Origin of the sequence: Chitinophaga oryzae (assembly GCF_012516375.2) — a bacterium.
In the GTDB taxonomy this organism is placed as follows: Bacteria; Bacteroidota; Bacteroidia; order Chitinophagales; family Chitinophagaceae; genus Chitinophaga; species Chitinophaga oryzae.
Window position 1 is genome coordinate 3,515,008 of sequence record NZ_CP051204.2, and the last position, 23,659, is coordinate 3,538,666.

The following is a 23,659-nucleotide window of genomic DNA, read 5'->3' on the forward strand; positions in this document are numbered from 1 at the left end:
TAATTCTTTAATTGGAAATTATGAAAGCAACAATAATAAAATACGGTTTGCTGGTACTGACAACAGGCTCCCTGTGGTTGACGGGTTGCCGGAAATTCCTCGATGAATCAGATCCCAGCAATTATACAGAAGAGAACTATTTTACCAAACCCGAACACGCGCGGAGCTCTGTGAATGCGATCTATGCCAGCCTGCGTGAACCTATGGGCGGGGACTTTGGCGGCGGGCCATGGACCATGACGGAGTTTGCCACCGGCCAGGCGGCCACCGACCTGGGCCAGGCGGTAGACGCTATTTATATCAGGACACTGCGCAATACCGCCGACAACGCGTTCGGCGTCAGCTACTGGCGAAATTATTACAAGGGCATCACCAATGCCAACCTCTCCATCGCTAAAATTCCGAACATCAAAATGGATGCGACAGAACAGAAGAAGTTGCTGGGAGAAGCACACTTTATGCGCGCCTGGTACTATTTTACGCTGGTAAGGCTGTTTGGCAATATTCCTCTTGTAACAGAGCCCGTTGACCTGAAGTCAGAGCAGATAAGGCCCAAACAGGCGAACCCGGAAGACGTGTACAAACTGATAGTGGATGATCTTAAAACTGCGGAGAATGCAGGCCTTCCGTGGGTAGATGCCGGCGGCAGGGCATCTCTCGGCGCTGTGAAGTCACTGCTGGCGAAAGTATATCTCACCATGGCCGGATACCCTTTGCAGAAAGGCGCTCCGTATTATGACCTGGCGGCAAAGAAAGCGGAAGAGGTAGTGGATTCAAAACAATATAAATTGTTTGAATCTTATTACGACCTGCACAACCCGGCAAAGAAAAATGTGGAAGAGAACATCTTCATGATCCAGTATAAAACGCAGGTCATCCCCGGAAACTGGCAATCGCTGATCATTCCTTACAACAAAAATATCTCTGCTTATTCTTCGGAAACCGGCGGTATTTACGCGGAAGAGAGTTTTGTGAAGTCCTATGACCCCGCGGATTACAGGGCCAAAGAAGGACAGTTCTTTTTTACGGAGTTCACCCACCAGGATGACAGAAGCAAAAAAGTAGCGCTGGGCGCGTATTTTATCTATAAACTGTTTGACGTGGCGGCACAGACGTCTACGGCCAACAGTGATCTGAACTGGTCACTGATCCGTTACGCCGATATATTGCTGGTATATGCTGAAGCTTCCAACGAAGTGAGCGGACCGGGCGCTAAAGCCTATGAGGCAGTGAATGCCATCCGGACAAGGGCAAAACTGCCGGCACTGTCGGGGCTCACCAAAGAACAGTTCAGAGAAGCGGTATGGCGTGAGCGCTGGTACGAGTTGTGTTTCGAAAACGTAACCTGGTTTGACATGGTGCGCCTCCGCAAAGCGTTTAACGTGACCACGAAGACTTTTGAGAACTATGTAGGGCATAAGTTCCCCGTTGGCCGTGCGTTAACGGAACGGGAACTGTTGTTCCCCATCCCCAGCGTGGAGCTGAGAAACAATCCCAACCTGGTACCAACGAAAGGGTACTAATCACGATACTGTTTTTAACCCCAGGCCTTGCCGGTGAATATGCGGCGCCGGTAGGGTAACAGGCTTATAAGTCACGTGCTTATAAGCCTGTTTGTTTTTGTATCGTATCATACGGGTCTGATATACCCTGTTTCCTGCAAAATGGTGATAACGTTCCGGACGCTGGCCTGGTGCATCCTTACGGAGAAAAAGGTGCTGCTGTTGTAACTGTATTTCTCCGTGACAAGCCGCGATGCTTCTTCCAGCCCGTGTTGATGCAACATTGTTTCGAAGTAGCGAATGTAGCGCTGGTGGGTAAGCAGGCTATGGCCGGCCAGCTGTTGTGCATGTTCATCTGTCAGCAGGCCATGATGTCCTGCGGTTACCAGGGAAACAGGCAGTTGTCCCAGTCGTTCGATGCTTTGCAGGTATTGGGGCGGACTCTGAAAAGGCAGCGGGAACCAGTCGTCCGGCCGCAGCATTTCCCCGAAAGCGTCCGCCGCAAATAAATACTGATGGTCGCTGTAGAGGGAGAGCGAACACTCACTGTGGCCGGGAGTGGCCATCACCGTGAAGGTATGGTCTCCGATGGTCAGCTGGTCTCCTTCACCTACAGCGAGGAAGTCCCCGGAGGCTAAAGCATCATAGGGGTTGTCTGCCTGTTCCGACGGTGGTCCGGGAAGGAAACTGCGCTGGAGCCTGTAGAGGGAGGTCCTGTATTTTGGGGTCATGAAATTCCGGATGGCTGTTTCCGCAGCGTATATCCGGGCTTCCGGCAGCAATGTGGCCAGCAGTCCGCAGTGATCAAAATGAGAATGGGTAATAAACCAATGCCTGATATCGGAAAGATCAGGAACGATGGCTTTGAGCTGGGAGAGGACGAGCTCCTGCTCGCGCAACATGCCGCCATCCACCAGCAGCCATTCCGGCCCGCATTTCAACAGGTACAGCGGGACTTCTTTTCTGCCCAGCAGATAGAGGTCGCTGGTTACTTTACCGGGTTCGTATATCCACATAATTACCGGGTTTTAGAGGTTCAGAATCGATATAACATAGCTCCCCAGGTGGCGCCGGAGCCGTAAGTCAGTACCAGCGCGAGGGCGCCGGGGCAGGGATGGTTTTCCCGGACATATTCGCTCATGGTGACAGCGAGGGAGGCTGAAGCCATATTGCCATAGCGTTCTACGTTTGTAACAAACTTCTGTGGAGGAACGGACAGCTTTTCCCTTACTGCTTCGAGTATGCGCAGGTTGGGCTGGTGCGGTAACACAATATCGATATCATCGATTTTAAGCCCGTTGCGTTCCAGTATTTCCTGTGCTATTTCACACAAACGCTGCGTAGCGTTTTCAAACATGGGCTTGCCGTTCATCCTGAAGTGAGGTATGGCGGTACTGTCGGTATAGCTGGATTGTGCAGTGCCTGGCGCAGCGGTCCATAACAGTTCGAAGCAGCTGCCATCTGCTTTGATCATCAGGTCGATGATACCACTTGTCTGAGCGGGACTGTTACTGAGTACGACTGCGCCGGCACCGTCGCCCAGCAGGATTGAGAGGTTTCTGCCGTCATCGGAAGTGTCCATCCTTTTGGAAAGTACTTCTCCGCAGGCTACCAGGATGTGCTTGTAAACACCGGAAGTAAGCAGGTTGCGCGCCAGTTCCATTCCGTAAAGCAATCCGGAACACTGCGCCCGTATGTCAAAGACGGGAACATGCCGCAGTCCCAGCATAGGCTGTATAAAGCAGGCTTCCGACGGATCGTGATGATCGGGGCTGAGCGTATTCACGATCAGCATATCAATATCCGTTGCCTGTAGTCCCGCGTGTTCTATGGCCCGCAGACAGGCGGGTACAAGCAGGGAGCTAAGCCCTTTTTCGCGGGCAAGATGTCTTCGTGTAACCACTCCCGTGCGGGAGAGAATAAAATCTTCAGTGGTGTTGATACGGCTGACGATCATTTTATTATCAATTACCGGCTCGGGCAGGAAATGTCCGGCCCCGGTGATGGTGATGGCCATGTTAGTTTTTTTTCGGTTGAAAGTGTAGTTGATAGTGTGTTCTTAATTCGGTGCGGGACAATTTTCCATTGGCGTTGCGCGGCAGTTCCGGCAGGTAAAGCATTTCTCTGGGCCGGTAATGGCTTTCGGTGCATTCGTTGATAAATTGTGTGACGGTGTCCCGGGTATCTGCTTTTCCAACGAGCAACAGCAACGTGCAGGTGAGGTTTTCATCGTCGGGAAGGTCTAGCAGTACACATTCCTCCACATCGCTGACGGCATTCAGAAGGGCTGATTCAAACGCCAGTGGATTTACCCACCTGCCGTTGGATTTGAACAGCTCGTCTTTGCGGCCGAAGTAGGTGTAGGTACCATTTGTTTCCATACTAAAAAGATCGCCGGTATAATACCATCCGTCGCGGAACTTCTGGTTGGTCCGCACCGGATCTTCCCAGTAACCTGCCAGCGCGTAAGGAGAGCGTACGCATAGCTCGCCTACCTGTAACCTGTCGCTCAGCGGTTCTCCTGCGTATTCCAACCGTAGCTGATAGCCGGATACCGGTTTGCCGGTGCTGCCTGCGGTATGGCTTGCCGGTGAATTACTCAGGAATACATGTCCTGTTTCCGTGCTGCCGATGCCGTCTAATATGGGTTTTCCGGTAAAGGCTTTCCATTCTTCGTACAGGCTTGCGGGTAAGGTTGATCCGGCAGAAAAAAAGATCCTGACATGCTGCAATGCTTCCACCAAGCCAGCCGGACGTTGTTTTAGCAGCATGGCATATACTTTAGGCACGCCGAAAAATACGGTAGGGCGGTAGTGGTGTATATTCGCTGCGATGTTGTCTATCGTGGGCCAGGCATCGTCCAGTAACACGCCGGCTCCCGTCAGTAGCGGAAAGAAAAAGCTGTTGCCCAGGCCATACCCGAAAAACATCTTCGGAACGGAATAGATCCTGTCCTGCGGGCCAATACCAAGCGTCTCTACAGCGAAATGCCTGGTGGCGGCCAGCATGGCTTCCTGGCTGTGTTGCACTGCTTTGGGTTTTCCGGTGGTGCCCGAAGTATATTGCCAGAAAGCAATGCTGTTCGGTTTGCGGTAATAGTAGGCAGGTGCGGTTGCTGCCGGTAAGGAAAAAACGGAATGCTGCGCTGCAGGGTCGTCGGTGAAAATCAGGTCGGGCGACAGGAAAGGAGAGACCGCCAGTGCCGGTTTTACCCGTTCCAGTTCGTCCGGGTCGACGATGATCATCACTGCACGGCTGTCAAGCAGGATATGCTCCAGCGTTGGCAGATCTACCCTGGGGTTAACGGGTACCGGTACAATACCGACAGTCGCTAATGCGAGAAAAATGTAATGAAAGGCAGGTTTGTCTTTTAATAATAACAGCGCCCTTTGTTCCGGCGCTATGCCGCTGAATGCGCCTGCCAGTTCCTGAACTTGCCGGGTCAGCCGGTGAGCGCTGACGGATTCACCTTTGCAGACAATCTGGGCGGGATGGGCATGCCGGTGCAGGGCAGAAAGCATGGTTTCCGCAAGACTATAAAACATGACAAAATGGTTATTTTGAGAGAAGAGATATTTTCATTGTCAGATCCGCTTCCAGACAAGCCGGAACACCAGCTGCCGGTCTTTGACGGGCATTGGCGGCGTCACCAGTATCAGTTCATCGCCGCGTAGTTCTGCATACCTGACAAACCGGATACCGATATAGTTGGGAAAAAGGCTTCCTTCGACCTCATGCAGGATTTCGCCGGGAGTTTCTTCGGCATAACGGCCATAATAGGCATTGTAGCCATGGAACGCCTCGTAGGTTTCTTCGGGCGTGCCTGTGCCTGCTGCGACGGAAGCAAATAAATTTCTCTCCGGCTTCATCATCTGAACGCTCATGTTACCCTTATCATCATAGATAAGCATGCCGGTAGGGGAGTCGCCGAAAAATTGAAGAGTGTTGCCCTGCTGGTCTTCGTCTGTGCAGCTGATCAGGCGCCATGCACCAATAAGGTGTTTGCCAATGAAGGTTTTCATATGGTTATGTTTGAGGGTGTAAATATGTGGTAACGCAAAAGGTTTTCTATAGGATTCAGTTGTGCACTACCGTTGTTATTTTTACTAAAGTAAGATTACTGATTTGAATTTACAAGTGGCGTAATAAAAATTTATTTTGTATTTGCCGGCGTTATTTTGCGCCATCCAGCTGTCGCAGCATATCAGTAGTAAAACCGTAATGTTCTTCCACCGGTACTTTGGCCCTGTGGACGCTGTTGATGTCTTTGCCCTCTTTTGTCCAGAGCATAGGATAGAAACTAAAAACTTCGTTACCATCCAGCATGCTTACTTCCTGTTCCCAGTTGCTCCAGCGAAGGTCACGATAAAAATCCCCGAGGTCGCCCTCAAAACAAAACAGCAGGAACTCCGAATAGGAGATGTCCAGCGCTTCCCATGCCATGGCTGCCGGATCGAAGTAGTATACTTTGCCCATGTCTTCGCCGAGCCCTCCGCTGTTGATGGCAAAGAACCCGCCGGCTGCGTCGTCCGCCACCAGCAGGAATCCTGCGTTGCCTTCGTCGAAGATTGTTTTGTTGATATTCCAGGAATGCAATGTTCTGTTGAATGTGTTATGCCCGGACCCTAAGATCCTTATCCAGCCATGATCTACCAATATGCCGCCACTGTTGAATATAATAGCGCCCATGGGCGAACGCGTGGTGACCTGTGTGGCATACAGCGTTTCTTTCGCTTTACTTTCGGTAGCGGGTAAGACCGTTACTTTATGGGTGGCGTCGCCGATCCAGGAGGTGACCAGCTCCCAGCCGGGTTCCTGTGTGTTGATTAAATCTCCGAGGGATTTCTTAGGCGTCTGAACAACGGTCAACAAACGATTGACGCCGAGCAGTTGTAAATGATGGTCGTGCATAACAGGCGCAAAAATAAATCAATCTGGAATTATAACCGGGGAGTATTTTCTTTCATGTTGATCAATACCGCCACACCGGATAAAAAGGTGATGATACCGGCAATATGCACCGCCCATATCAGTCCGAAGAAGCTGGCCACAATACCTGCCATAAGCGCGCCCACGGCATAACCGATATCCCGCCAGAAGCGATAGACGCCCAGCGAGGAAGCCCGCCAGGAAGGATGCGCCGCGTCGCTGACGGCTGCCAGTAAAGCGGGATATACCATTGCGGTACCGATGCCCAGTAAAACAGAACCCACTAATCCGGATGTCAGCGGCGGGAATAACGAAAGACCGATCACCACATGGCCGATGGCCTGTACAAACATGCCCCATACAATCAGCGGCTTGCGGCCGATCCTGTCTGCCAGCGGACCGGTGATCACCTGTCCGAAGCCCCACACGAACGGATACACGGCTTTTATCCAGCCTACGCCTTCCAGTCCCACGCCCGCCGCGATGAACAATAGCGGAAAAACGCCCCACGACATGCCATCGTTCAGGTTATTGATCAGCCCCGCCTGGGAAACGGCAAAGAGGTTACGGTTTTTGAGCGATGTTTCGCGGAATACCCATAACAAATCAGGCTTGTGAAATTTTTCTCCGGCCAGCTGTTGCTGCGTTACCTGCGCGGATTCCAGCCGGGCGTGCTGCCGCGTGTCCCTGATCACCAGTACTGACAGTATCAGCCCGGCGACAGTATAAAAAATACCGATGTAGAAAGGAGCGGGCCTCAGCCCGTAGCGGGAGGCCAGGTAACCCGTCAGCAAAGCGGTCAGTCCCACGGCACCGTAACCGGCCGCCTCGTTGAGTCCCATGGCGAGGCCCCGTTTTTTAGGGCCGACAAGGTCTATCTTCATATTTACGGTCATGGACCAGGCTAGTCCCTGGCTCATGCCCAGTAGCACATTGGCGACGATGATCCAGTTCCACGACGGTGCCCAGGCCAGCAGGAAAGGCACCGGCAGGCCCACCAGCCAGCCGGCGATGAGCACCCGCTTGCGGGTATACTTATCTGCCAGCACGCCGGAGATGAGATTGGTAAAAGCTTTTACGACGCCAAAGGCGATGATGAAGGAGAACACCACAATGTCCGAGCCTATCCTGAACTCTTCTGTGCCTACCAGCGGCACGACTGTCCGCTCCAGGCCCACCATGCCGCCTACCAGCATATTGACCAGTACCAGCAGGGTGAACTGCTGCCAGTTTTCCTTTAATCCTAATTTGATGTCCGTCATATGTCCGGCGCTGTCGCCGGGAACTCCGGCTTCAGCCCGGCAAAGATATTAAAAGCGCCCGTCTATTCAATGGATTTATTGAATAGACGGGCGCGCGGGCCATAGTGGCAGGTTTATTCTTTTGTTCCCGTTGGGTAAAACCAATACCGTACCATCAGTGCTACCGGTATGCCCAACGCTATCCAGGAGAAGATATCCCAGATACCATCGCCCACCAGCGCGGCTATCAGTCCGGCAAGGGACAGAACGGCCAACAGGATAGGCCGGGACCATAATCTGGAAAAGCTATTCATTTTCTGCTGCTGTTTTTTCGAGCCTGCTCCATTGCAGCCTCGCCGCATTTCTGCGCTCGAACCACAAATACAGGCCGGTGATAAGAATAATGATGGTGGCCAGGTCAAACAACGCCCAGATCACTTTCAGCGGCATACCGCCATAATCGCCGAAATGCAACGGTTCCGACAGGAACAGCGTATTCACATACCACGGCATCTGCCGGTGATCGGTGAGCCGGCCGGTCTGCGCATCTACCAGCGCGGGCGACAGTAGCCGGGAAGTGAGTGCTGTATTGCCTCTCATGAACACGGCATAATGGTGTTTGCTGGAAAACATCGTTCCCGGATAGGTAATAATGCGCGGCTCCATATCCGGCGCCGCGGCCTGCGCCACTACCAGGGCGCTGTCCAGTGACGCCAGTTTGCCCTCATAGGGCGGCTGCTTTTCATAGGGCGCCACCATCTCCTTTAACTGCCCCTGCTGCCACATGAACAGTACCACATCGGACATGGTGTTGATGATGCCGGTTAGGCCCACCACGCTGGCCCAGGCAAGAGTGATGATGCCCAGCAGGTTGTGCGTGTCCAGCCATTGCAGCCGTTTGGATTTGTATTTGCGCACCATGCCGAAATCGTATTTCTTCATAATACGGCCATACAACACGGTCCCGGAAACAATGGCTGCCATAAAGAGAAGGCCCATCAGCCCCAGGAACAGCTTACCGCCAATGCCCAGGAACATATTGGTATGGATCTTCAGGACCACATCCATCAGTCCGTCGGTAGTAGGCTTGTCCAGCACCTTGCCGGTGTACAGGTTCAGCATCGCATACCTGCTTTGCTCCGGCGGCGCGTCCGGCGCAGGCGCCAGGTCAAAGATCACTTTGTTACGGTCTTCTTCATCCCAGAAAATATAACGGATGTGATTGCCCGGATACTGTGCGGAAGCCGCCATGGCCAGTGAATCGAGCGGCAACGGCCGCGCGCCCGGCGGTATATCGGCCACCACCTGTTTTTCCAGTACTTTGTCCAGCTCCTCGTGGAAGATGAGCGGTAAACCGGTTACACACAGCATCAGCAGGAACAGCGTACAAATAAGGCTGCTCCATTTATGCCAGTTGAACCATCGTTTGGCGGTTTTAATATCCATGCAGTATTAATTGTCAGGTTTGAAGGACCCGGAATGATGCGCGGCAAAAATGCAGCTGAAATCAGCGGCGATGGTAACGGGATTGGGAAAATAATTTATCCAATCGGGAAAATTAAGTATCTTGAAAAGAGAACTGTTGCCCGGAAAACCCCGGCAGAAAAGGATCGTGAGAGATCTTCGGGAATCAACCAGAAAAACCATTGCTATCGTACTAAAATGAAAACGCTTTGATAAGATTGTTACTATGGATGTTGCAAAACAGGACATGGCGCAGCGGCTTGCTGTGTTTGATATTTCTTCCGTTAACACGATTGGCGCAGGCGCAGGATGCCAACTACTGGTCCGGTAATTTCGGCGCCGGCGGTTTCTTTTCTCCGGGCGCCGTAGTGGCTAACAACAAAGACAGCGGCGTACTGTTTTATAACCCCGCCCTGCAGCCTCTCTCCGGGAAAAATGCCATCTCTGTATCAGGGATGATATACCAGGTAGAATCGATCAACATTAAGAACGGCGCCGGAACAGGGAAAAACCTGCATTCGCTGATATCGGCCAGCGTACCGCAGATGCTGACAGGCACGGTGAAGGTGGGCCGTAGGAAGCCGGTATTCCTCGCGTATGCGCTCACCCACAATGCGGTCATTAACTATAACGTTACCCAGCAGCAGGACGCCCGGATGAATGTGCTGAACGACAGCTACAGCCCCGGCCCTGAATATTATCTCGGACAGTACAACCTGCAGAATATTACGAGAGATGCCTCCGCGCTTATCAGCACAGGGTTCAGGCTGGACAGGCACTGGGCCATCGGCTTTATGGCGGAAGGACAGTCCCGTTCCCAGCATTACAGCGAAAACTTCCTCTCCCGCGCGCTGGTCAACAGTAACCAGCCTACGCTGCCTATTACCAGCAACGAAGGGAAATACCAGGTCGACTATACGCACTTCGGCTTTAAGCTGCGGGCGGGGCTGAGTTATGAGACCGGTAAGCATCACCTGGGCCTCCTGCTGTCTTCCCCGCTGATACATGCATGGGGGAGAGGCCGGCTGCTCAGCGACAACGCGATATCCAACGTACACTTCATTGTTGACGAACCGTTGAACCTGCTGGCCAGCACCCGGCAAACCAAACTGGATACCCGGTACAAAACACCGCTCAGCGTGGCGGCAGGTTATGCGTACGACTACAGTAAAGGTCAGTTCTATGTGGCGGCCGAGTACTTCCTGAAAGTAAAGGAATACACGATCCTCGCGCCCACCAGCGACCTCTTTGTGCGGCCGGACACCGGCAACAGCATCATCCGCGCATCAGAACTGCTGAAAATGCGGGAAGCCCGCAAGGCTGTCTTCAATGTGGCGGTAGGCGTAAGTTACCGGATAAAGCCGCAGTTAACGGGCTTCTGTTCCCTGAGAACGGATTTCAACTACGGGGAAAGGACCTACACGGACGGCACCGCACCGAATACCGCCACATGGGATAACTATTACTGTCAGCTGGGCGTTAACATAAAGCGGAGCAAATACAACCTGCGGACCGGCCTGTTCCTGGGATATGGACGCACGGGCAGCTATGAACAGTTCATTAATTTCGATCATCCGCAGGAAAACAACCTGCTGACAGGCGAGCGGGGAATGGTGCCCGCCTCGCGGATGACCGCCGCCGTGATGGTGGCGTTTATCCATAACCTGTAATGGCATTTTTGTCGTTTTTTTCCAAACAGCCCGGCGCCTTCCTTACGTACCTTTGTAAAAAGTATTCCATCCATGGCACAGCAGAAATTAAAACACGAACAGGTACAATACCTTGAGTTCCTCTCAGAAGACCTTGAACGTACAAAGGAATTTTACAGTAAAAGTTTTGGCTGGAAATTCACCGACTACGGCCCGGACTATACGGCTTTTGAAGGCGACTATGTGGACGGCGGTTTCACCACCGGTAAACCGGTAAAAGGGACCGTGATGGTCATTCTTTACTCCGACGACCTGGAAGCTACGCAGCAGAAAGTCAAAGCGGCGGGTGGTAAGATAGTGCAGGACATCTTCAGTTTCCCCGGTGGCCGGCGCTTCCATTTCTCGGACCCGAACGGCTACGAACTGGCGGTCTGGGCGCATTAAGTAATATAGAAAAGGCTGTAAGTCAAGCGCTTACAGCCTTTTTTGTGGATGGGGGCGGTTTTTATATCTTCATCCACAGATCGGTACATACCTCCGTTTCATCGATACTTATGAAAAATAACCCGGCCGCCTCCCTTAATTTGCATATGCTATCCTGGAAAGCCCCTCAAATCTGCATTCACATCGTCTGTTGTCTGCTGTTTATGATATTCCCGTTGTTGTTCATGTCTAACGGGAAAGGGTATACTGAATTGATAGCGCCTGCCACCCATTATAGTTATTGGCTGTTCTGCAGCTGTTACATCTGTCTGTTCTACTTTAATCGTTATTATCTGATGCCCGGATTTTTTATTCCGGGCAGATATATTAGCTATGCCGCCATGGCCCTGCTGCTTTGTGCCGGTATCTTCTTACTGCAACCGTTCGACCGGCTGCTGCGGCAGAAATGGGCAGTGATGCCGGCAGGAGCGGAGTGGGTGTATGTGCCGCCGGTGATAGATATTACCAGTCTCTTTATCTTTTTTATGATCATGGCGCTGGGCGCAGCCATTACCACCACGCAGCGCTGGCAGCTGACCGAACAGCGGGCGCTCACCGCGGAAAGGGAGAAGATCCGGGCGGAATTGTCTTTCCTCAAAGCGCAGGTGCATCCGCATTTCCTGTATAATACGCTCAACAATATTTATACCCTGGCGCTCACAAAAAATAATTACACTGCGGACAGTATTCTGCGCTTATCGAATATTATGCGTTACATTACGGACGATGTGATCGCCGATTACGTGCCGCTGCCGCAGGAAGAAGCCTGTATCCGCGACTACATCGCACTGCAGCAGCTCCGCCTCCGGCCGGGAACGGTGGATTACCAGGTATCCGGCGAGATGGAGCGCAAGGTGATCAGCCCGTTGATACTGATGACTTTCGTGGAAAATGTATTTAAGTACGGCATCAGCAAACACCTGCCGGAGACAGTTACTATCCGCCTGAATGTGAAAGACCATCAGATAGATTTTTTTTGCAGTAACCGTATCTACCGTGAACCCGCACCTGCCAACAGCTGCGGCGTAGGGATTGCCAATACAAGGCAACGGCTGGCATTGCTGTACCCGCAGAAACATATACTGGATATCACCACAGACAACAACCTATATATCGTGAGACTGACATTATTGACAGATTAACCCGTACGAAACCATTTACTTCATTTGCCCGTATGAAGATTAAAGCCATTGCCATAGATGATGAACCGCTGGCGCTGGAGCTGATCAGGACCTACACCGCGCAGTTCCCCGCCCTGCAGCTGCTGCAGACATTCGACGATGCGCTGTCCGGCGCTGAATTCCTTCGCTGCCGCCGGGTAGACCTGCTGTTCATCGATATCAACATGCCGGATATTACCGGCATTGACCTGGTACGTTCCCTCGAAGAAAAACCCATGGTCATTTTCACGACTGCGCATAAACGATTTGCACATGAAGGATTTGAACTGGAAGCGCTGGACTACCTGCTGAAGCCTATCAGCCTGGAGCGGTTCTCCCGTACCATGCAGAAAACAATGGCGCAGTACCACTACCGGCACACGGTGGCAGCGCCGCGGGAGCCGGAATCTTTTTTCGTATATGCAGAATACAAACAGGTGAGGATATGGATGGATGAAGTGGAATATATAGAAAGCCTGGAAGATTATATCCGCATTCATCTGCTGAGCGGCCGGCCGGTGCTGACGCTGATGCCTTTGAAGAAAGTGCTGGAGAAGCTGCCGCACGACCGCTTCCGCCGTATTCACCGCAGCTATATTGTGGCGGTGCGCAGCATCTGTGCCATCGCCTATCGCAGGGTATTGCTGCATTCCGGTATCAGCCTGCCGGTCAGCAGCACCTATGCCGAAGATATCCGGGAGTGGAGCGGCAAATAATACGTCGGTACATCCTTCGCTTTTACCGATACCTGCTTGATAAAAAAATTGTGTTGGCTGAACTTTAGCTAAACAATTTTTATCTTATGGAAAGGAAAAATTTTCTCAGATCACTGGCTGTAACAGCCATCTCTGCCCCTGTGCTGCTGGAAGCCTGTAAAAAGGACACTGCAGAACCCGCAGCGGCTGCCTCCGGCGCCCAGGCCGAAGCTGCCTGTCGCCTCACAGATCCCGATATGGACGGCCCGTATCCGTTGTATAACAGCCGCGGATCCATTATTAACCGGGTAAACATCACAGACAACAAACCCGGTCTGCCGCTCAATATCGACATCAAAGTGCAAAGCGTGAGCAGGGGCTGCGCGCCTGTGACCAACGCACGTGTGGATATCTGGCAGTGCGATAAAGACGGTTACTACTCCGGTTACATCAACAACGGTTACCTGGGCGTGCAGAACAACATCGGACGCCTGTTTGGCCGCGGATTACAGTATACCGACGCCAACGGCATGGTACATTTCCTGTCTATCTATCCCGGATGGTACCCCGGCCGTTGTACCCACCTGCATGCGCAGGTCTTCATCGGCACTTCCCTGTACCTCACCACCCAGATTGCATTCCCTGACGCTGTCAACGCCGCCGTATATAGTACACCGTTATATGCCTTACACGGACAAAACCCCACTACCAATTACCTCGACACTATCATCAACGACTCACTGGCTACCGAGCTGGCAACGGTAACACCTGCCGCCGGCGGGGGATACAACCTGTCTCACGTTATCAACATCAGATGATCTCTTTTCAACCAATTTCTTACCAGTCGATTAATTTTTTATTATGAAGATGCAGCCAGCGCAGATCATCCTGTCTTACAGGCAGCTTATAGATGCTGCTTCCACGGGGGACCTGGAGAAAAAGATATTCGAAGATTCCTATGTGGAATTCCTTATGCAGTCGCAGGCATACAACCCTGATAAACAATTCCGGACCTTTACGGAACTGAAAGCCCATAATCCGAAATCCAATTCGCTGCATTATAAAGTAGGCTTCGCAGTGGGGCTACACCTGCAGGAGATGGGCAACAGGATCCCGGGAGTGAAGGATTGCCTCGGTAACAAGGAGCTGCCTTTTGAACTGTATCATCTGGAGCTGATCGAGTCTGACATCGAAGACCGGCAGCAGCACCGGGTGGCGCTGAATTACATCACGCCGCCGTTCACGCTGCTGGAGATCATCGGCGACCGGCTGCTGCTGGTATCACCCGAACAGACCGGCCAGCCGGACACTTTTGATACCTTCATGGTGGCCATGCAGCCACAGCTGGCCATTACCAGTTACAAACCACTGGGGCAGCCGCAGGAAGTGCATCACGTGGCGCAGGTAAGCTAAAACAACAAAAACAGGCGGGTAGGGTAAGTTGCAGGCCGCAAGGCTTACAACTTACCCTCTTTGGCTGTCCTGAACAGGTACCACAGTTTTATCTTCAGCGCCAGCCAACCCAGGAAGGCATACACCAGCAATAAAATACCCAGGTGCCGGATATAAGGGAAAGTCAGTTCCACCGATCCTTTCTGGATCAACAGTATTTTGAAGGCCTGCAGGAAAGGCGTCAGCGGGATGATATTGGCCATCAACTGCACGAACGCCGGCATGGCGCTGAGCGGCCAGGTAAAACCGCTGATGATGAACGCGGGAGAGGCAATCACCATCAGTACCTGCGTGGCTTTTAAAGCGTCCGGGATGAGAATGCTGACAAACACGCCCATAAACGATGCAGACCCCACAAAGAAGGCTGTCAGCCATATAAAGCTGAGAATGCCCTCCGGCATCGGCACATTGAAGAACATGTGCATGAAGTAATAAATAGCAACAATCAGAATGGAAAAGGTCCAGATAGGGACCACCTTGATCAGCATGATCGGGAACGCCCGGCGGCGCATGCCGGCATATTCCGTTACAAAAGACCCGCGCTGAAACTCCGCAGCAAAGCTGATGGCCATCGCCAGTAATATCACCTGTTGCAATACCACCGCCAGCATCGCCGGCCACATAAATATGAGGTAGTTGCTGGTAGTGTTGAACAGCGTGATGTAGTTCGTTTTAAACGGTTCGTACTGCGTGGCGGCCCTTACGGCGGGCATTCCCATTTTCTGCAGCCCTTTGATGGACACGCCGGCGGAAAACGTTCCGATGGTAAGCTGCAGCGCTTTGGAAGCGAAGTTGGCCGTCAGTACATTGCTGGTGTTCACATACACATTCACTTCCGGGTATTTTTTCTGCAGGATGCCGGCCTCGAAGCGGGCGGGTATCATCACCACGGCAGCAGCTTCTTTTCTGATCACTTCATCGTTTACACTGGAAGGCTCCTGCAGGTACTTCAGCGTTTTAATGCTCTTGTTATCGCCCAGCATCTCCACCAGCTGCGCAGATAAGGGGGTATTGTCTTTGTCTATAACGATCACGGGTATATTTTCCACCTTTCCGGCTTTATATACGAAGCCGATCAGGGTGGCATACAACACCGGCGCCAGGAAAAATACGGAGCGCAGGGTGGAATTGCCGAGGAACAGCTTAAACTCCCGTTTCAACAATCGGAAAAATTCTTTCATGCCTGATTATTTCAGTATAACACTTGCGTTTACCAGTATGTCTTTCGTCTTGCCCGGATCTTTGGGCTGCACCTTGATCTCATAAATCGCGTCCTGCGGCTGATAGTCGGGGAAAGCGGTAGTGATGTCCGCATAACGGGTCAACTGTTTGATGTAAGCGATGGTGCCTTCCATTTCTTCGTTGTTGTACAGCACCTGCATTTTGACGTCCTGTCCTTTTTTATACCCGGCGATCTTGCTTTCCGGAATGGTGAAGCGGAACCAGGTGCTGCCGGGGATGTAGCCGTTGAACAGCGCAAAGCCGGCGGTGGCCAGCTCTCCGGGGTTCAGGCTGATGGTTTCTATGTCCATATCATTGGTGGCGATCACATAACGTTCGGAGTAGGCCACATTGGCTTCCTGTAATGCGCCTTTGGCCTGCGAAGCCTGACCGGCGGCCATGTTCACTTTTTCCACGCGGGTGCCTCTCCTTACGTCGTCCAGTTCGGCGATCACCGCATCGTACTGGGCTTTGGCGCCCTGGTATTTGGCATATACTTCGTCATAAGCCTGCGGCGACATGAGGCTGTCGTTGAACATATTGGTGGCCCTTTCATACGATTTGCGGGCGAATTCATACTGCTCTTTCAGTCCTTTGTATTTGGCCTGTAACTGTTTCAGCTGATCGGCGGTGGCGCCGTTGCGCGCCATCTGCTCCTGCGCGGTGGCAGCGTTGACGGCTCCCTGCGCCTGCGCTATTTTAGCGGAAACTTCCGGCACGTCCAGCAGGGCAAGGGTATCTCCCTTTTTCACGGTCTGTCCTTCCTTAACGTAAATATTTAGGATCCTGCCGGTAACCTTCGGCGCAAAAGACACCACATCTTTTTTGGCTTTGCCCTCGAAACGGTCGGCGTTGGACTTTTTGGAAGAACAGCCTGCGAATGTCAGTGAACAGATCAATAATATGGGTGTAGTTATTTTCATCTTACTGTAATTAGTTTGAGTAATGGTGTAGGCTTAATACAATTTGGTGATGTCCAGCTCCTGGGTAGACCGCATCAGTTCCACGGCGGCCCTGCGCTGGTTGAAGATAGCATTCTGATAATCCAGTTCCGCTGCTTCGAGGTCGTTTTCCGCTTCTATCAGCTGGGTGGATTTGGACATCCCGTACCTGAATTCTTTTTCTGCCTGTACCAAAGCATTGTTCGCCATTTCTTTTTCTTTTTTCTTCAGGGCTATCTGCGAATTGGCGATGTTATAATTGGACTGATTGTTGGCCTGGTTTAACGTGAGCTTGCGCATGGCATCGTATTTCTGGTTTTGCAGCAGTTCCCGGTCGATGCGCGCCGTTTCGATAGCATGTTTTCCCTCCCTGCCGTCGAAGATCTCCCATTTAAAACCGATGCCGGCGTTCAGCATCGGGAAGATATTGAGGTTGGTGGGCCGCCAGTCCAGTTTCCGGCCGGGATAGCCGATCGCCGGAATAGGAGGGATGATATTGTCGGACGATTTGATCCTGGTGCCATACAGTCCGATGTAGTAGGCGGAGGCCTTCAGCTGTACTTTGGGTATCCACCAGGTTTGTTCCGCTTTTATTTTATAGCCGGAAGCGTTGATACCATGGTCCAGCGCGCGTATTTCCGCCCGTTGTTCAACGGACTTCTGTGGCGCGGGCAGCGCTACAGGTACCAATACGGGTTCAATCAGCCGGAGCCGCTCCTTGCCGATGCCTGTCAGCACCTCGAGTTGGGTCAGCAGCAGTTCTTTTTTCCCCTCGTATTCGGCCATTTTGGAATCGAGGGTAGCCTGTGCCAGCTCTATCTTCTTATGGTCATAAGGGGTGATCAGCCCGTAGCCCAGCGCTTTGTCGGCCGTTTTGCGGTTGGCGTCCAGCCTTCGTTTGGCCTCGTCCAGTACTTTTTTGGACTGATGTACCAGCGCCAGCTGATCGTAGGCCCGGGAGATGGTGGCCGCCACCTCGTCGGATGTTTTCTCCAACAGCACGTTTTCAGATTGCCGCTTTTCTTCGAGGGCTTTGTTGAGCTGCTTCACCTTGCCGCCTGCATACAGCAGCATTTTGGCATCCGCTTTGGCCAGCCCGGAGAAACCGGATACATTGATGTTATTATTGTACTTGCCTTCGGGGATGGTGAGAAACGGTTGCAGGTTGAGCTCCGGGGAAATAACATGTGCGGTGGCATTCAGGTAACCGGCCATTCCGCTGACTTCCAGGGTGGGGAGGTAAACATCCTTCAGCTTGTGCTGGTCCAGTACCGTCAGTTTGTTTTTGGTAAGCTGGGCGCTGAGGTCTGCATCCCGAATCATGGCGCTGTCCAGAAGCTCTTTGAAGCCGGGTGCCGTTTGTGCTTTGGCGTAGTGGTAAAACAGAAGTGACAGCAGTAGGAACGACAGCTTACTTTTCATTGATAAACAGGTTTTTTTAATCTACAGATGGTTGCAACATAGCTTATTACTTTGAATTAACAGATAAAATAAACCAATGTTTAATTTTTTCTTTTATATATATAAAAGATGGATTATGTTGAATGATGTGTTTTGGCTACAACAAAAGTAGATTTGACTTCGTAGGGCTGGTGCAGGTAGGTGATCTTTGTTGTTATAAAAAACGTACAACATGAATATTATCGTAACAGGTTCCCTTGGAAATATCAGCAGGCCATTGACACAACAACTGGCAGAGAAAGGCCATACCGTGACGGTTATCAGCAGCAACCCTGAAAAGCAGGCCGCTATTGAGGCTGTTGGGGCTGTTGCCGCTATCGGTTCCCTGAATGATACCGCCTTCCTGGAAAAAACCTTTACCGGTGCAGACGCCGTATATTGTATGACGCCGCCGAATTATGTCTCTGCAGAACCTCCGGTTGACTATTACACCCGGATTGCGGGCAACTATGCGCAGGCGCTCGGGAAAGCCGGCGTAAAGCGGGTGGTGTACCTGAGCAGCTTCGGTGCGCACCTGGACCATGGCACCGGTGTTATCCTGGGCTCTCACCATTCGGAGAAAATACTGAATGCCGTGCCCGGACTATCCATCACGCATATACGTCCTACCAGTTTCTATTATAACCTGTATAATTTTACAGACATGATCCGTCACGCAGGCTTTATGGCCGCCTGCTACGGGGAAAACGACAAGGTGTTGTGGGTATCTCCCCTGGATATCGCGGACGCGGTGGCAGAAGAGATTGTGCGTACCGCCAGCGTGCCGGCCATCCGTTACGTTACCAGCGATGAACGCACGTGTAACGAGGTGGCGGCCGTGCTGGGGAAAGCGATAGGTAAGCCGGACCTCGCATGGCGGCTGATTCCCGGCGATGTTATGCGGGAACAGCTGGAAACCCACGGTGTACCTGGCCCAATGGCTGCTGCGTTGGTAGAGCTGTATGACAGCCTCCACTCCGGCGCGCTGGCTGAGGACTTCTACCGGAACCCGCCGGCTACGACAGGGAAGGTGAAAATAGAAGACTTTGCCCGCGAGTTTGCGGCAGTTTTCGCAAAAAGTAATTAATTTAAACGTTATGGCAGGCACACAGTTATACCAGCTTCCCACGATCAGCGCATTACATCAGCTCCGGAACTTACCCAGTCCGGAGCATCCGCTGATTAGTGTCATTAACTTTGAGGATATCAAACAGGGGGATTCCGGTGAATCCAGAAAGCTGGTGCAGGCGTTTTACGCCGTGGCCCTGAAAAGGAACTTCGCCGGAAAGGTGAAATACGGTCAGCAGCAATATGACTTCGATGAAGGCACCCTGTTTTTCATGGCGCCCAACCAGGTGTTCTCCATTGAAACCGATGAAGAATATAAACATACGGGATGGCTGTTGCTGTTCCATCCCGATTTTCTCTGGAATACGCCGCTGGCGAAGAAGATACGGCAGTACGAATATTTCAGTTATGCGGTGAACGAAGCGCTGCACCTGTCTGAGAAAGAAGAAGCCACTATCTCCGGTATCATGCAGAACATTGCGCAGGAGTACCACGGCAACATGGACCATTTCAGCCACGACGTGATGATCGCCCAGCTGGAGTTATTGCTCACCTATTCGGAGCGGTACTACCACCGGCAGTTCCTGACACGTAAGATCACCAACCACCAGGTGCTGGACAGGATGGAGGCCCTGCTGGCGGACTATTGCAACAGCGGGGAGCTGCAGCGTAAAGGATTGCCAACAGTGCAGTACATCGCCGACCAGCTCAATATGTCGCCCAACTATCTCAGCGGGCTGCTGAAGGTGCAGACAGGGAAAAGCACGCAGCAGCATATCCACGATAAACTGATGGAGCAGGCAAAGGAGAAGCTGTCCACCACCCGGTTGTCGGTGAGCGAAATCGCCTATGAGCTGGGTTTTGAGCACCCGCAGTCTTTCAGCAAGCTGTTTAAAACAAAAACGAACCTTTCCCCACAGGCCTTCCGGCAGTCATTCTTCAAAAGGCCTTGCCGGTAGTGGTGATTATTGTTTCAAACAGCAGGTTTTTTTGAGGAAAAAGAAGGAGTAGGGATGATAGGAGGCGCGTAAAGGTATCCAATACTTTACCATCTGCAGGGCGGGAAAATCCCCGGGGTAATTTCCCCGATCTTTTCCCCGTACCACTGTTAGCGGAATCTGGCATTAAATTGGCAATGAGAGCGGTATAAACCGTATTTTTATGAAGAAGCTTGCTGTGATGGCCGTTCTGCTGGCCGCTGGCATGTACTATGCACCAACAACTCAAGCCCAGGTCCGCGTAAATGTTAATCTGAACGTAGGCAGCCAGCCGCTTTGGGGGCCTGTTGGCTACGACTATGCCGAGTACTACTACCTCCCGGACGTTGATGCCTGGTACTATATCCCCGCCGGCAGTTTATTTTTTTCGACCGTGATGAAGGTGACTGGGTGTTTGCCTCCGCCTTGCCCCGGCATTATCAGTATGACCTGTACCGCGGGTACAAAGTGGTGGTCAACGAGCCAAGACCGTACCTGAATGCCGGTTACTACCGCAACCGTTATGGCAGGTACCGCGGCTGGTACGATCGCCAGGACCTGATCCGCGATTGTCACGACGACCGTTACCGCCGCTACCGGGACCATGATGACGATGACGATGATGATGACCGCCGTTGGCGCGGACGTGGCCGGGGTCGTGGACACGGTCATGGACATGGTCACGGGGATGACGACTGATCATGTTGTATCAAATAAAAAGAAGCTGTCTCAAAAGTAATTTGAGACAGCTTCTTTTGTTTTTTAGGAAAGGCAGCTGTTTAAAGTAAGATACGAGCCAGCTCCTTTTGCAAACGCTCCTCCCTTAGGTTTTTTCCTATGATCTTGCCATTAGGATCGATAAGGAAGTTTTGCGGAACAGCCCTCACTTTGTATAACTCAGCCACTTCATTTTTCCAGCCTTTCAGGTCGGATACATGCGTCCATGTCAGGCCGTCTTTCTCAATAGCGGCCAGCCATTCCTGTTTTTTCCCAGGCAGGTCGAGCGATACGCCTAACACCGTGAAATTCTTGTCCTTAAACGTCTGGTATGCTTTAACCACGTTGGGATTTTCCCGCCGGCATGGTCCGCACCAGGAAGCCCAAAAATCTACCAGTACATATTTTCCCCGGAAGTCCGACAGTTTTACAGGTTTGCCGTTCACGTCGTTCTGGGTGAAATCCGGGGCCGTTGCGCCCACAGCAAATAACCGCGCTTCCTCCAGTTTACGGGCGAAGTTCTGCCCTGTTGTAGTATTTCTGATACCGGTAGAAAGGCTGTTAAACATCGGTTCTGCATATGCTACATCGATATCTTTTCCCGCCAGCTCCCTAAGGGCTACCAGGCTCATATAGGAATCCGGATGACTGCGGATATACGCAACTTTGAGCGTATCTGTTTTGGCAGCCATCTCGCTGATCATCTTCATCATCGATGCTGCTGCGCCGGGCGCTTTCAGGTCGGCTTCCTTTGGTGCCGGTCGTTTCGCCGCCTCCCTGTAGTACCCCATCACGGCATCCTTGTAAGCGGTGAACTGCCGGTTGATGGCGCCGGCCCTGATCTGCGCCGTTTTGATGCTGTCTTTTCCCTGAACGGTTATGTTCCCGCTTTCCAGGTAAAGGTCTATCACATCGGCATTTTTCTTCCATTTAGATCCTTGCCCTTCATGATCGATGAGTAGGTGCACCATCGCCGGTTCATCGAGGCTGCCTTTGAATTCAGCTACGCCATTTTTCAGGATGGCCGAATCGAGAACTTTCCGGCTCGTCCAGCCATAATCGGATATAACGTAGGCATATAACGGTTTTTTAACTGATTTCAATTGCACTTTCAGCTGGTAACCGAACGATTGGGCAAACGAGATGCCTGGCATCAATAACGATGCCGCCAGAATAAAACGTTTCATCTTATTTAATTTAAAGCCTGTGAAAATGAGAACGGGATGAATGGCCGGCCGTCCCGTTCTGCTGCCGGGTTATTTTGCATACCCCGGGTTAGGTGTAAGATTTGGATTTGAAAGAATATCGCCTGGCGGAATAGGCCAGTTAGCCATGTAGCTCTTCCAGGTAGTGGGTTTCGCCGGTGCCACAGCGGTCATCACTTCATCAAGTTTGCCTGTCCGTTTCAGATCGAAGAAACGATGTCCGTATTCCGAGAATAGTTCTGTTTGTCTTTCCCTGGCAATGGCGGTTAAGAGCGCGGTTTTTGTGGCTGGCTGAACAGCGGGCAGGCCAGCCCGGCTGCGGACCACGTTAAGATCTTCGGCGGCGTTGCCTTTATCCTGCATGGCCCTTGCTTCCGCCCGGATCAGGTATTGTTCCGCCAGTCGCAGCGGCACCTGGTACTCGGCATTGTTGGCGGAAGATTTAAACTTGGCCGGGAAATAAAGGGTCTTTGTCGGCTGCATACCTGACGCCGGAATGGTGACAACCCGAAGCCACTCGTTGAACCGGCGGTCGCCCGATTCAAATGCATTTAATAATTGGTCGCTGACCGTTGAATACACGTTGAACGAGTTAGGTCCCTGCGGCGGCATAATGGTTGCCGGCATGCCGTTATTATAAAAGCTAAATTCGTAAGCCGCTGACGCGGTTTTAGGGGCTACCGACCATACTGTTTCTTTGCTGTTGGCAATGAATACCTTGTCCAGGCTCACCGTGTCGTATAACTGGTTGCTGATCACTGCCGTTGCCTGTGCCTCTGCCTTCGCCCATTCGCCCATGTAAAGATATACTCTGGCCAGCAGGGCAGTAGCTGCAGCGCTGTTGGGACGAACGCGGCTTGTAGTTGCGGCGCCGTATCCGTTCCGGTAATCCGCCGGCAACATCGACTGCGCCAGTTTCAGGTCTGCAACGATCTGGTCATATACATCAGCCGCCGGCGCGCGGCTTAAACGGTTGTTGACAGTATAATCTGTCGATAACGCCAAAGGGACCGGCCCGTAAAGATTTACCAGGTAGAAGTAGAACAGGGCCCGCAGGAAATAGGTTTCCCCCAGCCATTGGTCTTTATACTGCAGTTTTGCGGGGCTATCGTTAATACCCTTGATTGCGGCGTTGGCAACGAAGAGCATTTTATAGTATGCAGACCAATAAGGGCTTTCGGAAGACTGAATCGCATTTTTATAGACAATGTCTGCAAAGTTCCCGCTCAGCGTACTTTTGGCTTCGTCGGTATACAGGGCCAGTATATAACCCAGGTTGCTGCCTGTGCCGCCGCCATAACCGGCGGTATTGGTAAGGTTCATGTACATGCCGGTAACGACTGTAGACGCCATGTTGTCGTTCACATACACATCTTCCGCTCCAATGGTGCCGGCCGGCAGTTGGGTGCCGTCCAGGTATTTTTCGCACCCTGTTAATACAAGGCTGCCGGCCAGCGCAAAGAGCGACAGCGACTTGTAAAATTTATGTTTGATGGTTTGTTTCATCTGCTGGTT

At 52.0% G+C, this 23,659-nt stretch carries 24 protein-coding genes; 11 read left to right on the plus strand and 13 right to left on the minus strand.

Features of this window, described 5'->3' with window-relative positions; all coding sequences use genetic code 11:
- Positions 1–20 precede the first annotated feature (20 nt).
- Positions 21–1,523, plus strand: coding sequence for a RagB/SusD family nutrient uptake outer membrane protein (locus HF324_RS14665; protein ID WP_168803194.1), 1,503 nt, complete (start codon positions 21–23; stop codon positions 1,521–1,523).
- Between the two features lie 107 nt (positions 1,524–1,630).
- Here HF324_RS14665 and HF324_RS14670 read toward each other — a convergent pair whose 3' ends face one another.
- The 8 genes from HF324_RS14670 to HF324_RS14705 form a co-directional block, all read right to left on the minus strand.
- Entirely contained in the window at positions 1,631–2,518 is an 888-nt protein-coding gene (locus HF324_RS14670; protein WP_168803195.1) for an MBL fold metallo-hydrolase, read from the minus strand.
- 20 nt (positions 2,519–2,538) lie between these two features.
- The gene (locus HF324_RS14675; protein ID WP_168803196.1) at positions 2,539–3,519 is read right to left on the minus strand and encodes a beta-ketoacyl-ACP synthase 3; all 981 of its coding nucleotides are present in this window, start codon (positions 3,517–3,519) and stop codon (positions 2,539–2,541) included.
- 1 nt (position 3,520) lies between these two features.
- Positions 3,521–5,047: an AMP-binding protein gene (locus HF324_RS14680; RefSeq protein ID WP_168860150.1), complete on the minus strand. Its 1,527-nt coding sequence runs from the start codon at positions 5,045–5,047 to the stop codon at positions 3,521–3,523.
- A 39-nt stretch (positions 5,048–5,086) separates the two neighbouring features.
- Complete coding sequence (locus HF324_RS14685; protein ID WP_168803198.1) at positions 5,087–5,524, minus strand: lipocalin-like domain-containing protein; 438 nt, start codon at positions 5,522–5,524, stop codon at positions 5,087–5,089.
- A gap of 151 nt (positions 5,525–5,675) precedes the next feature.
- A complete protein-coding gene (locus HF324_RS14690; RefSeq protein ID WP_168803199.1) occupies positions 5,676–6,413 on the minus strand; it encodes a DUF2625 domain-containing protein in 738 nt (245 codons plus the stop codon).
- A 29-nt stretch (positions 6,414–6,442) separates the two neighbouring features.
- Positions 6,443–7,693 (minus strand): MFS transporter, encoded by a 1,251-nt coding sequence (locus HF324_RS14695; protein ID WP_168803200.1) that lies wholly within the window; start codon positions 7,691–7,693, stop codon positions 6,443–6,445.
- Between the two features lie 113 nt (positions 7,694–7,806).
- The gene (locus tag HF324_RS14700) at positions 7,807–7,986 is read right to left on the minus strand and encodes a DUF4175 domain-containing protein (RefSeq protein WP_168803201.1); all 180 of its coding nucleotides are present in this window, start codon (positions 7,984–7,986) and stop codon (positions 7,807–7,809) included.
- Positions 7,979–9,118 (minus strand): PepSY-associated TM helix domain-containing protein, encoded by a 1,140-nt coding sequence (locus HF324_RS14705; protein ID WP_168860151.1) that lies wholly within the window; start codon positions 9,116–9,118, stop codon positions 7,979–7,981. The genes HF324_RS14700 and HF324_RS14705 overlap by 8 nt, the downstream gene beginning before the upstream one ends.
- Between HF324_RS14705 and HF324_RS14710 the strand changes: the two genes are divergently transcribed.
- The 7 genes from HF324_RS14710 (at position 9,080) to HF324_RS14740 (ending at position 14,536) form a co-directional block, all read left to right on the plus strand.
- Positions 9,080–9,349 (plus strand): hypothetical protein, encoded by a 270-nt coding sequence (locus HF324_RS14710; protein ID WP_168803203.1) that lies wholly within the window; start codon positions 9,080–9,082, stop codon positions 9,347–9,349. The two genes, HF324_RS14705 and HF324_RS14710, sit on opposite strands and share 39 nt — an antisense overlap.
- Positions 9,346–10,806, plus strand: coding sequence for a hypothetical protein (locus HF324_RS14715; protein WP_168860152.1), 1,461 nt, complete (start codon positions 9,346–9,348; stop codon positions 10,804–10,806). Before HF324_RS14710 ends, HF324_RS14715 begins: the two co-directional genes overlap by 4 nt.
- A gap of 72 nt (positions 10,807–10,878) precedes the next feature.
- The gene (locus HF324_RS14720) at positions 10,879–11,229 is read left to right on the plus strand and encodes a VOC family protein (protein ID WP_168860153.1); all 351 of its coding nucleotides are present in this window, start codon (positions 10,879–10,881) and stop codon (positions 11,227–11,229) included.
- 110 nt (positions 11,230–11,339) lie between these two features.
- Positions 11,340–12,410 (plus strand): sensor histidine kinase, encoded by a 1,071-nt coding sequence (locus HF324_RS14725; RefSeq protein ID WP_168803206.1) that lies wholly within the window; start codon positions 11,340–11,342, stop codon positions 12,408–12,410.
- A gap of 32 nt (positions 12,411–12,442) precedes the next feature.
- The gene (locus HF324_RS14730; RefSeq protein WP_168803207.1) at positions 12,443–13,144 is read left to right on the plus strand and encodes a LytR/AlgR family response regulator transcription factor; all 702 of its coding nucleotides are present in this window, start codon (positions 12,443–12,445) and stop codon (positions 13,142–13,144) included.
- Between the two features lie 86 nt (positions 13,145–13,230).
- On the plus strand, positions 13,231–13,941 hold the full coding sequence (locus HF324_RS14735; protein WP_168860154.1) for a dioxygenase family protein: 711 nt from the start codon (positions 13,231–13,233) through the stop codon (positions 13,939–13,941).
- Positions 13,942–13,984: 43 nt separating this feature from the next.
- Positions 13,985–14,536 carry a hypothetical protein gene (locus HF324_RS14740; protein ID WP_168803209.1) on the plus strand — a complete coding sequence of 184 codons (552 nt, stop codon included), beginning with the start codon at positions 13,985–13,987 and terminating at the stop codon, positions 14,534–14,536.
- A gap of 44 nt (positions 14,537–14,580) precedes the next feature.
- On the opposite strand, the gene HF324_RS14745 is transcribed toward HF324_RS14740, so the two are convergent.
- From HF324_RS14745 to HF324_RS14755, 3 genes are read right to left on the minus strand one after another with little or no spacing between them, the layout of a single operon-like run.
- Positions 14,581–15,756 carry an ABC transporter permease gene (locus HF324_RS14745; RefSeq protein ID WP_168803210.1) on the minus strand — a complete coding sequence of 392 codons (1,176 nt, stop codon included), beginning with the start codon at positions 15,754–15,756 and terminating at the stop codon, positions 14,581–14,583.
- Positions 15,757–15,762: 6 nt separating this feature from the next.
- Positions 15,763–16,719, minus strand: a complete 957-nt coding sequence (locus HF324_RS14750; protein ID WP_168803211.1) for an HlyD family secretion protein — start codon at positions 16,717–16,719, stop codon at positions 15,763–15,765.
- Positions 16,720–16,752: 33 nt separating this feature from the next.
- Complete coding sequence (locus HF324_RS14755; RefSeq protein ID WP_168860155.1) at positions 16,753–18,159, minus strand: TolC family protein; 1,407 nt, start codon at positions 18,157–18,159, stop codon at positions 16,753–16,755.
- Positions 18,160–18,370: 211 nt separating this feature from the next.
- Here HF324_RS14755 and HF324_RS14760 point away from each other — a divergent pair, with 211 nt between their 5' ends.
- From HF324_RS14760 to HF324_RS14770, 3 genes are all read left to right on the plus strand, one after another.
- Positions 18,371–19,264, plus strand: coding sequence for an NmrA family NAD(P)-binding protein (locus tag HF324_RS14760; RefSeq protein WP_168860156.1), 894 nt, complete (start codon positions 18,371–18,373; stop codon positions 19,262–19,264).
- A gap of 10 nt (positions 19,265–19,274) precedes the next feature.
- A complete protein-coding gene (locus HF324_RS14765; protein ID WP_168803214.1) occupies positions 19,275–20,204 on the plus strand; it encodes a helix-turn-helix domain-containing protein in 930 nt (309 codons plus the stop codon).
- 429 nt (positions 20,205–20,633) lie between these two features.
- The gene (locus tag HF324_RS14770; protein WP_168860157.1) at positions 20,634–20,921 is read left to right on the plus strand and encodes a hypothetical protein; all 288 of its coding nucleotides are present in this window, start codon (positions 20,634–20,636) and stop codon (positions 20,919–20,921) included.
- An 80-nt stretch (positions 20,922–21,001) separates the two neighbouring features.
- On the opposite strand, the gene HF324_RS14775 is transcribed toward HF324_RS14770, so the two are convergent.
- A complete protein-coding gene (locus HF324_RS14775) occupies positions 21,002–22,126 on the minus strand; it encodes an AhpC/TSA family protein (protein ID WP_168860158.1) in 1,125 nt (374 codons plus the stop codon).
- Between the two features lie 69 nt (positions 22,127–22,195).
- Positions 22,196–23,650 (minus strand): RagB/SusD family nutrient uptake outer membrane protein, encoded by a 1,455-nt coding sequence (locus tag HF324_RS14780; RefSeq protein ID WP_168860159.1) that lies wholly within the window; start codon positions 23,648–23,650, stop codon positions 22,196–22,198.
- Between the last annotated feature and the right edge of the window lie 9 nt (positions 23,651–23,659).

Coding starts and splice junctions, on each gene's coding strand:
- HF324_RS14665 (WP_168803194.1), top strand. CDS start 21: ATGAAAGCAACAATAATAAAATACGGTTTGCTGGTACTGACAACAGGC.
- HF324_RS14670 (WP_168803195.1), bottom strand. CDS start 2,518: ATGTGGATATACGAACCCGGTAAAGTAACCAGCGACCTCTATCTGCTG.
- HF324_RS14675 (WP_168803196.1), bottom strand. CDS start 3,519: ATGGCCATCACCATCACCGGGGCCGGACATTTCCTGCCCGAGCCGGTA.
- HF324_RS14680 (WP_168860150.1), bottom strand. CDS start 5,047: ATGTTTTATAGTCTTGCGGAAACCATGCTTTCTGCCCTGCACCGGCAT.
- HF324_RS14685 (WP_168803198.1), bottom strand. CDS start 5,524: ATGAAAACCTTCATTGGCAAACACCTTATTGGTGCATGGCGCCTGATC.
- HF324_RS14690 (WP_168803199.1), bottom strand. CDS start 6,413: ATGCACGACCATCATTTACAACTGCTCGGCGTCAATCGTTTGTTGACC.
- HF324_RS14695 (WP_168803200.1), bottom strand. CDS start 7,693: ATGACGGACATCAAATTAGGATTAAAGGAAAACTGGCAGCAGTTCACC.
- HF324_RS14700 (WP_168803201.1), bottom strand. CDS start 7,986: ATGAATAGCTTTTCCAGATTATGGTCCCGGCCTATCCTGTTGGCCGTT.
- HF324_RS14710 (WP_168803203.1), top strand. CDS start 9,080: ATGCCAGTTGAACCATCGTTTGGCGGTTTTAATATCCATGCAGTATTA.
- HF324_RS14705 (WP_168860151.1), bottom strand. CDS start 9,118: ATGGATATTAAAACCGCCAAACGATGGTTCAACTGGCATAAATGGAGC.
- HF324_RS14720 (WP_168860153.1), top strand. CDS start 10,879: ATGGCACAGCAGAAATTAAAACACGAACAGGTACAATACCTTGAGTTC.
- HF324_RS14725 (WP_168803206.1), top strand. CDS start 11,340: ATGAAAAATAACCCGGCCGCCTCCCTTAATTTGCATATGCTATCCTGG.
- HF324_RS14730 (WP_168803207.1), top strand. CDS start 12,443: ATGAAGATTAAAGCCATTGCCATAGATGATGAACCGCTGGCGCTGGAG.
- HF324_RS14735 (WP_168860154.1), top strand. CDS start 13,231: ATGGAAAGGAAAAATTTTCTCAGATCACTGGCTGTAACAGCCATCTCT.
- HF324_RS14740 (WP_168803209.1), top strand. CDS start 13,985: ATGAAGATGCAGCCAGCGCAGATCATCCTGTCTTACAGGCAGCTTATA.
- HF324_RS14745 (WP_168803210.1), bottom strand. CDS start 15,756: ATGAAAGAATTTTTCCGATTGTTGAAACGGGAGTTTAAGCTGTTCCTC.
- HF324_RS14750 (WP_168803211.1), bottom strand. CDS start 16,719: ATGAAAATAACTACACCCATATTATTGATCTGTTCACTGACATTCGCA.
- HF324_RS14755 (WP_168860155.1), bottom strand. CDS start 18,159: ATGAAAAGTAAGCTGTCGTTCCTACTGCTGTCACTTCTGTTTTACCAC.
- HF324_RS14760 (WP_168860156.1), top strand. CDS start 18,371: ATGAATATTATCGTAACAGGTTCCCTTGGAAATATCAGCAGGCCATTG.
- HF324_RS14765 (WP_168803214.1), top strand. CDS start 19,275: ATGGCAGGCACACAGTTATACCAGCTTCCCACGATCAGCGCATTACAT.
- HF324_RS14775 (WP_168860158.1), bottom strand. CDS start 22,126: ATGAAACGTTTTATTCTGGCGGCATCGTTATTGATGCCAGGCATCTCG.
- HF324_RS14780 (WP_168860159.1), bottom strand. CDS start 23,650: ATGAAACAAACCATCAAACATAAATTTTACAAGTCGCTGTCGCTCTTT.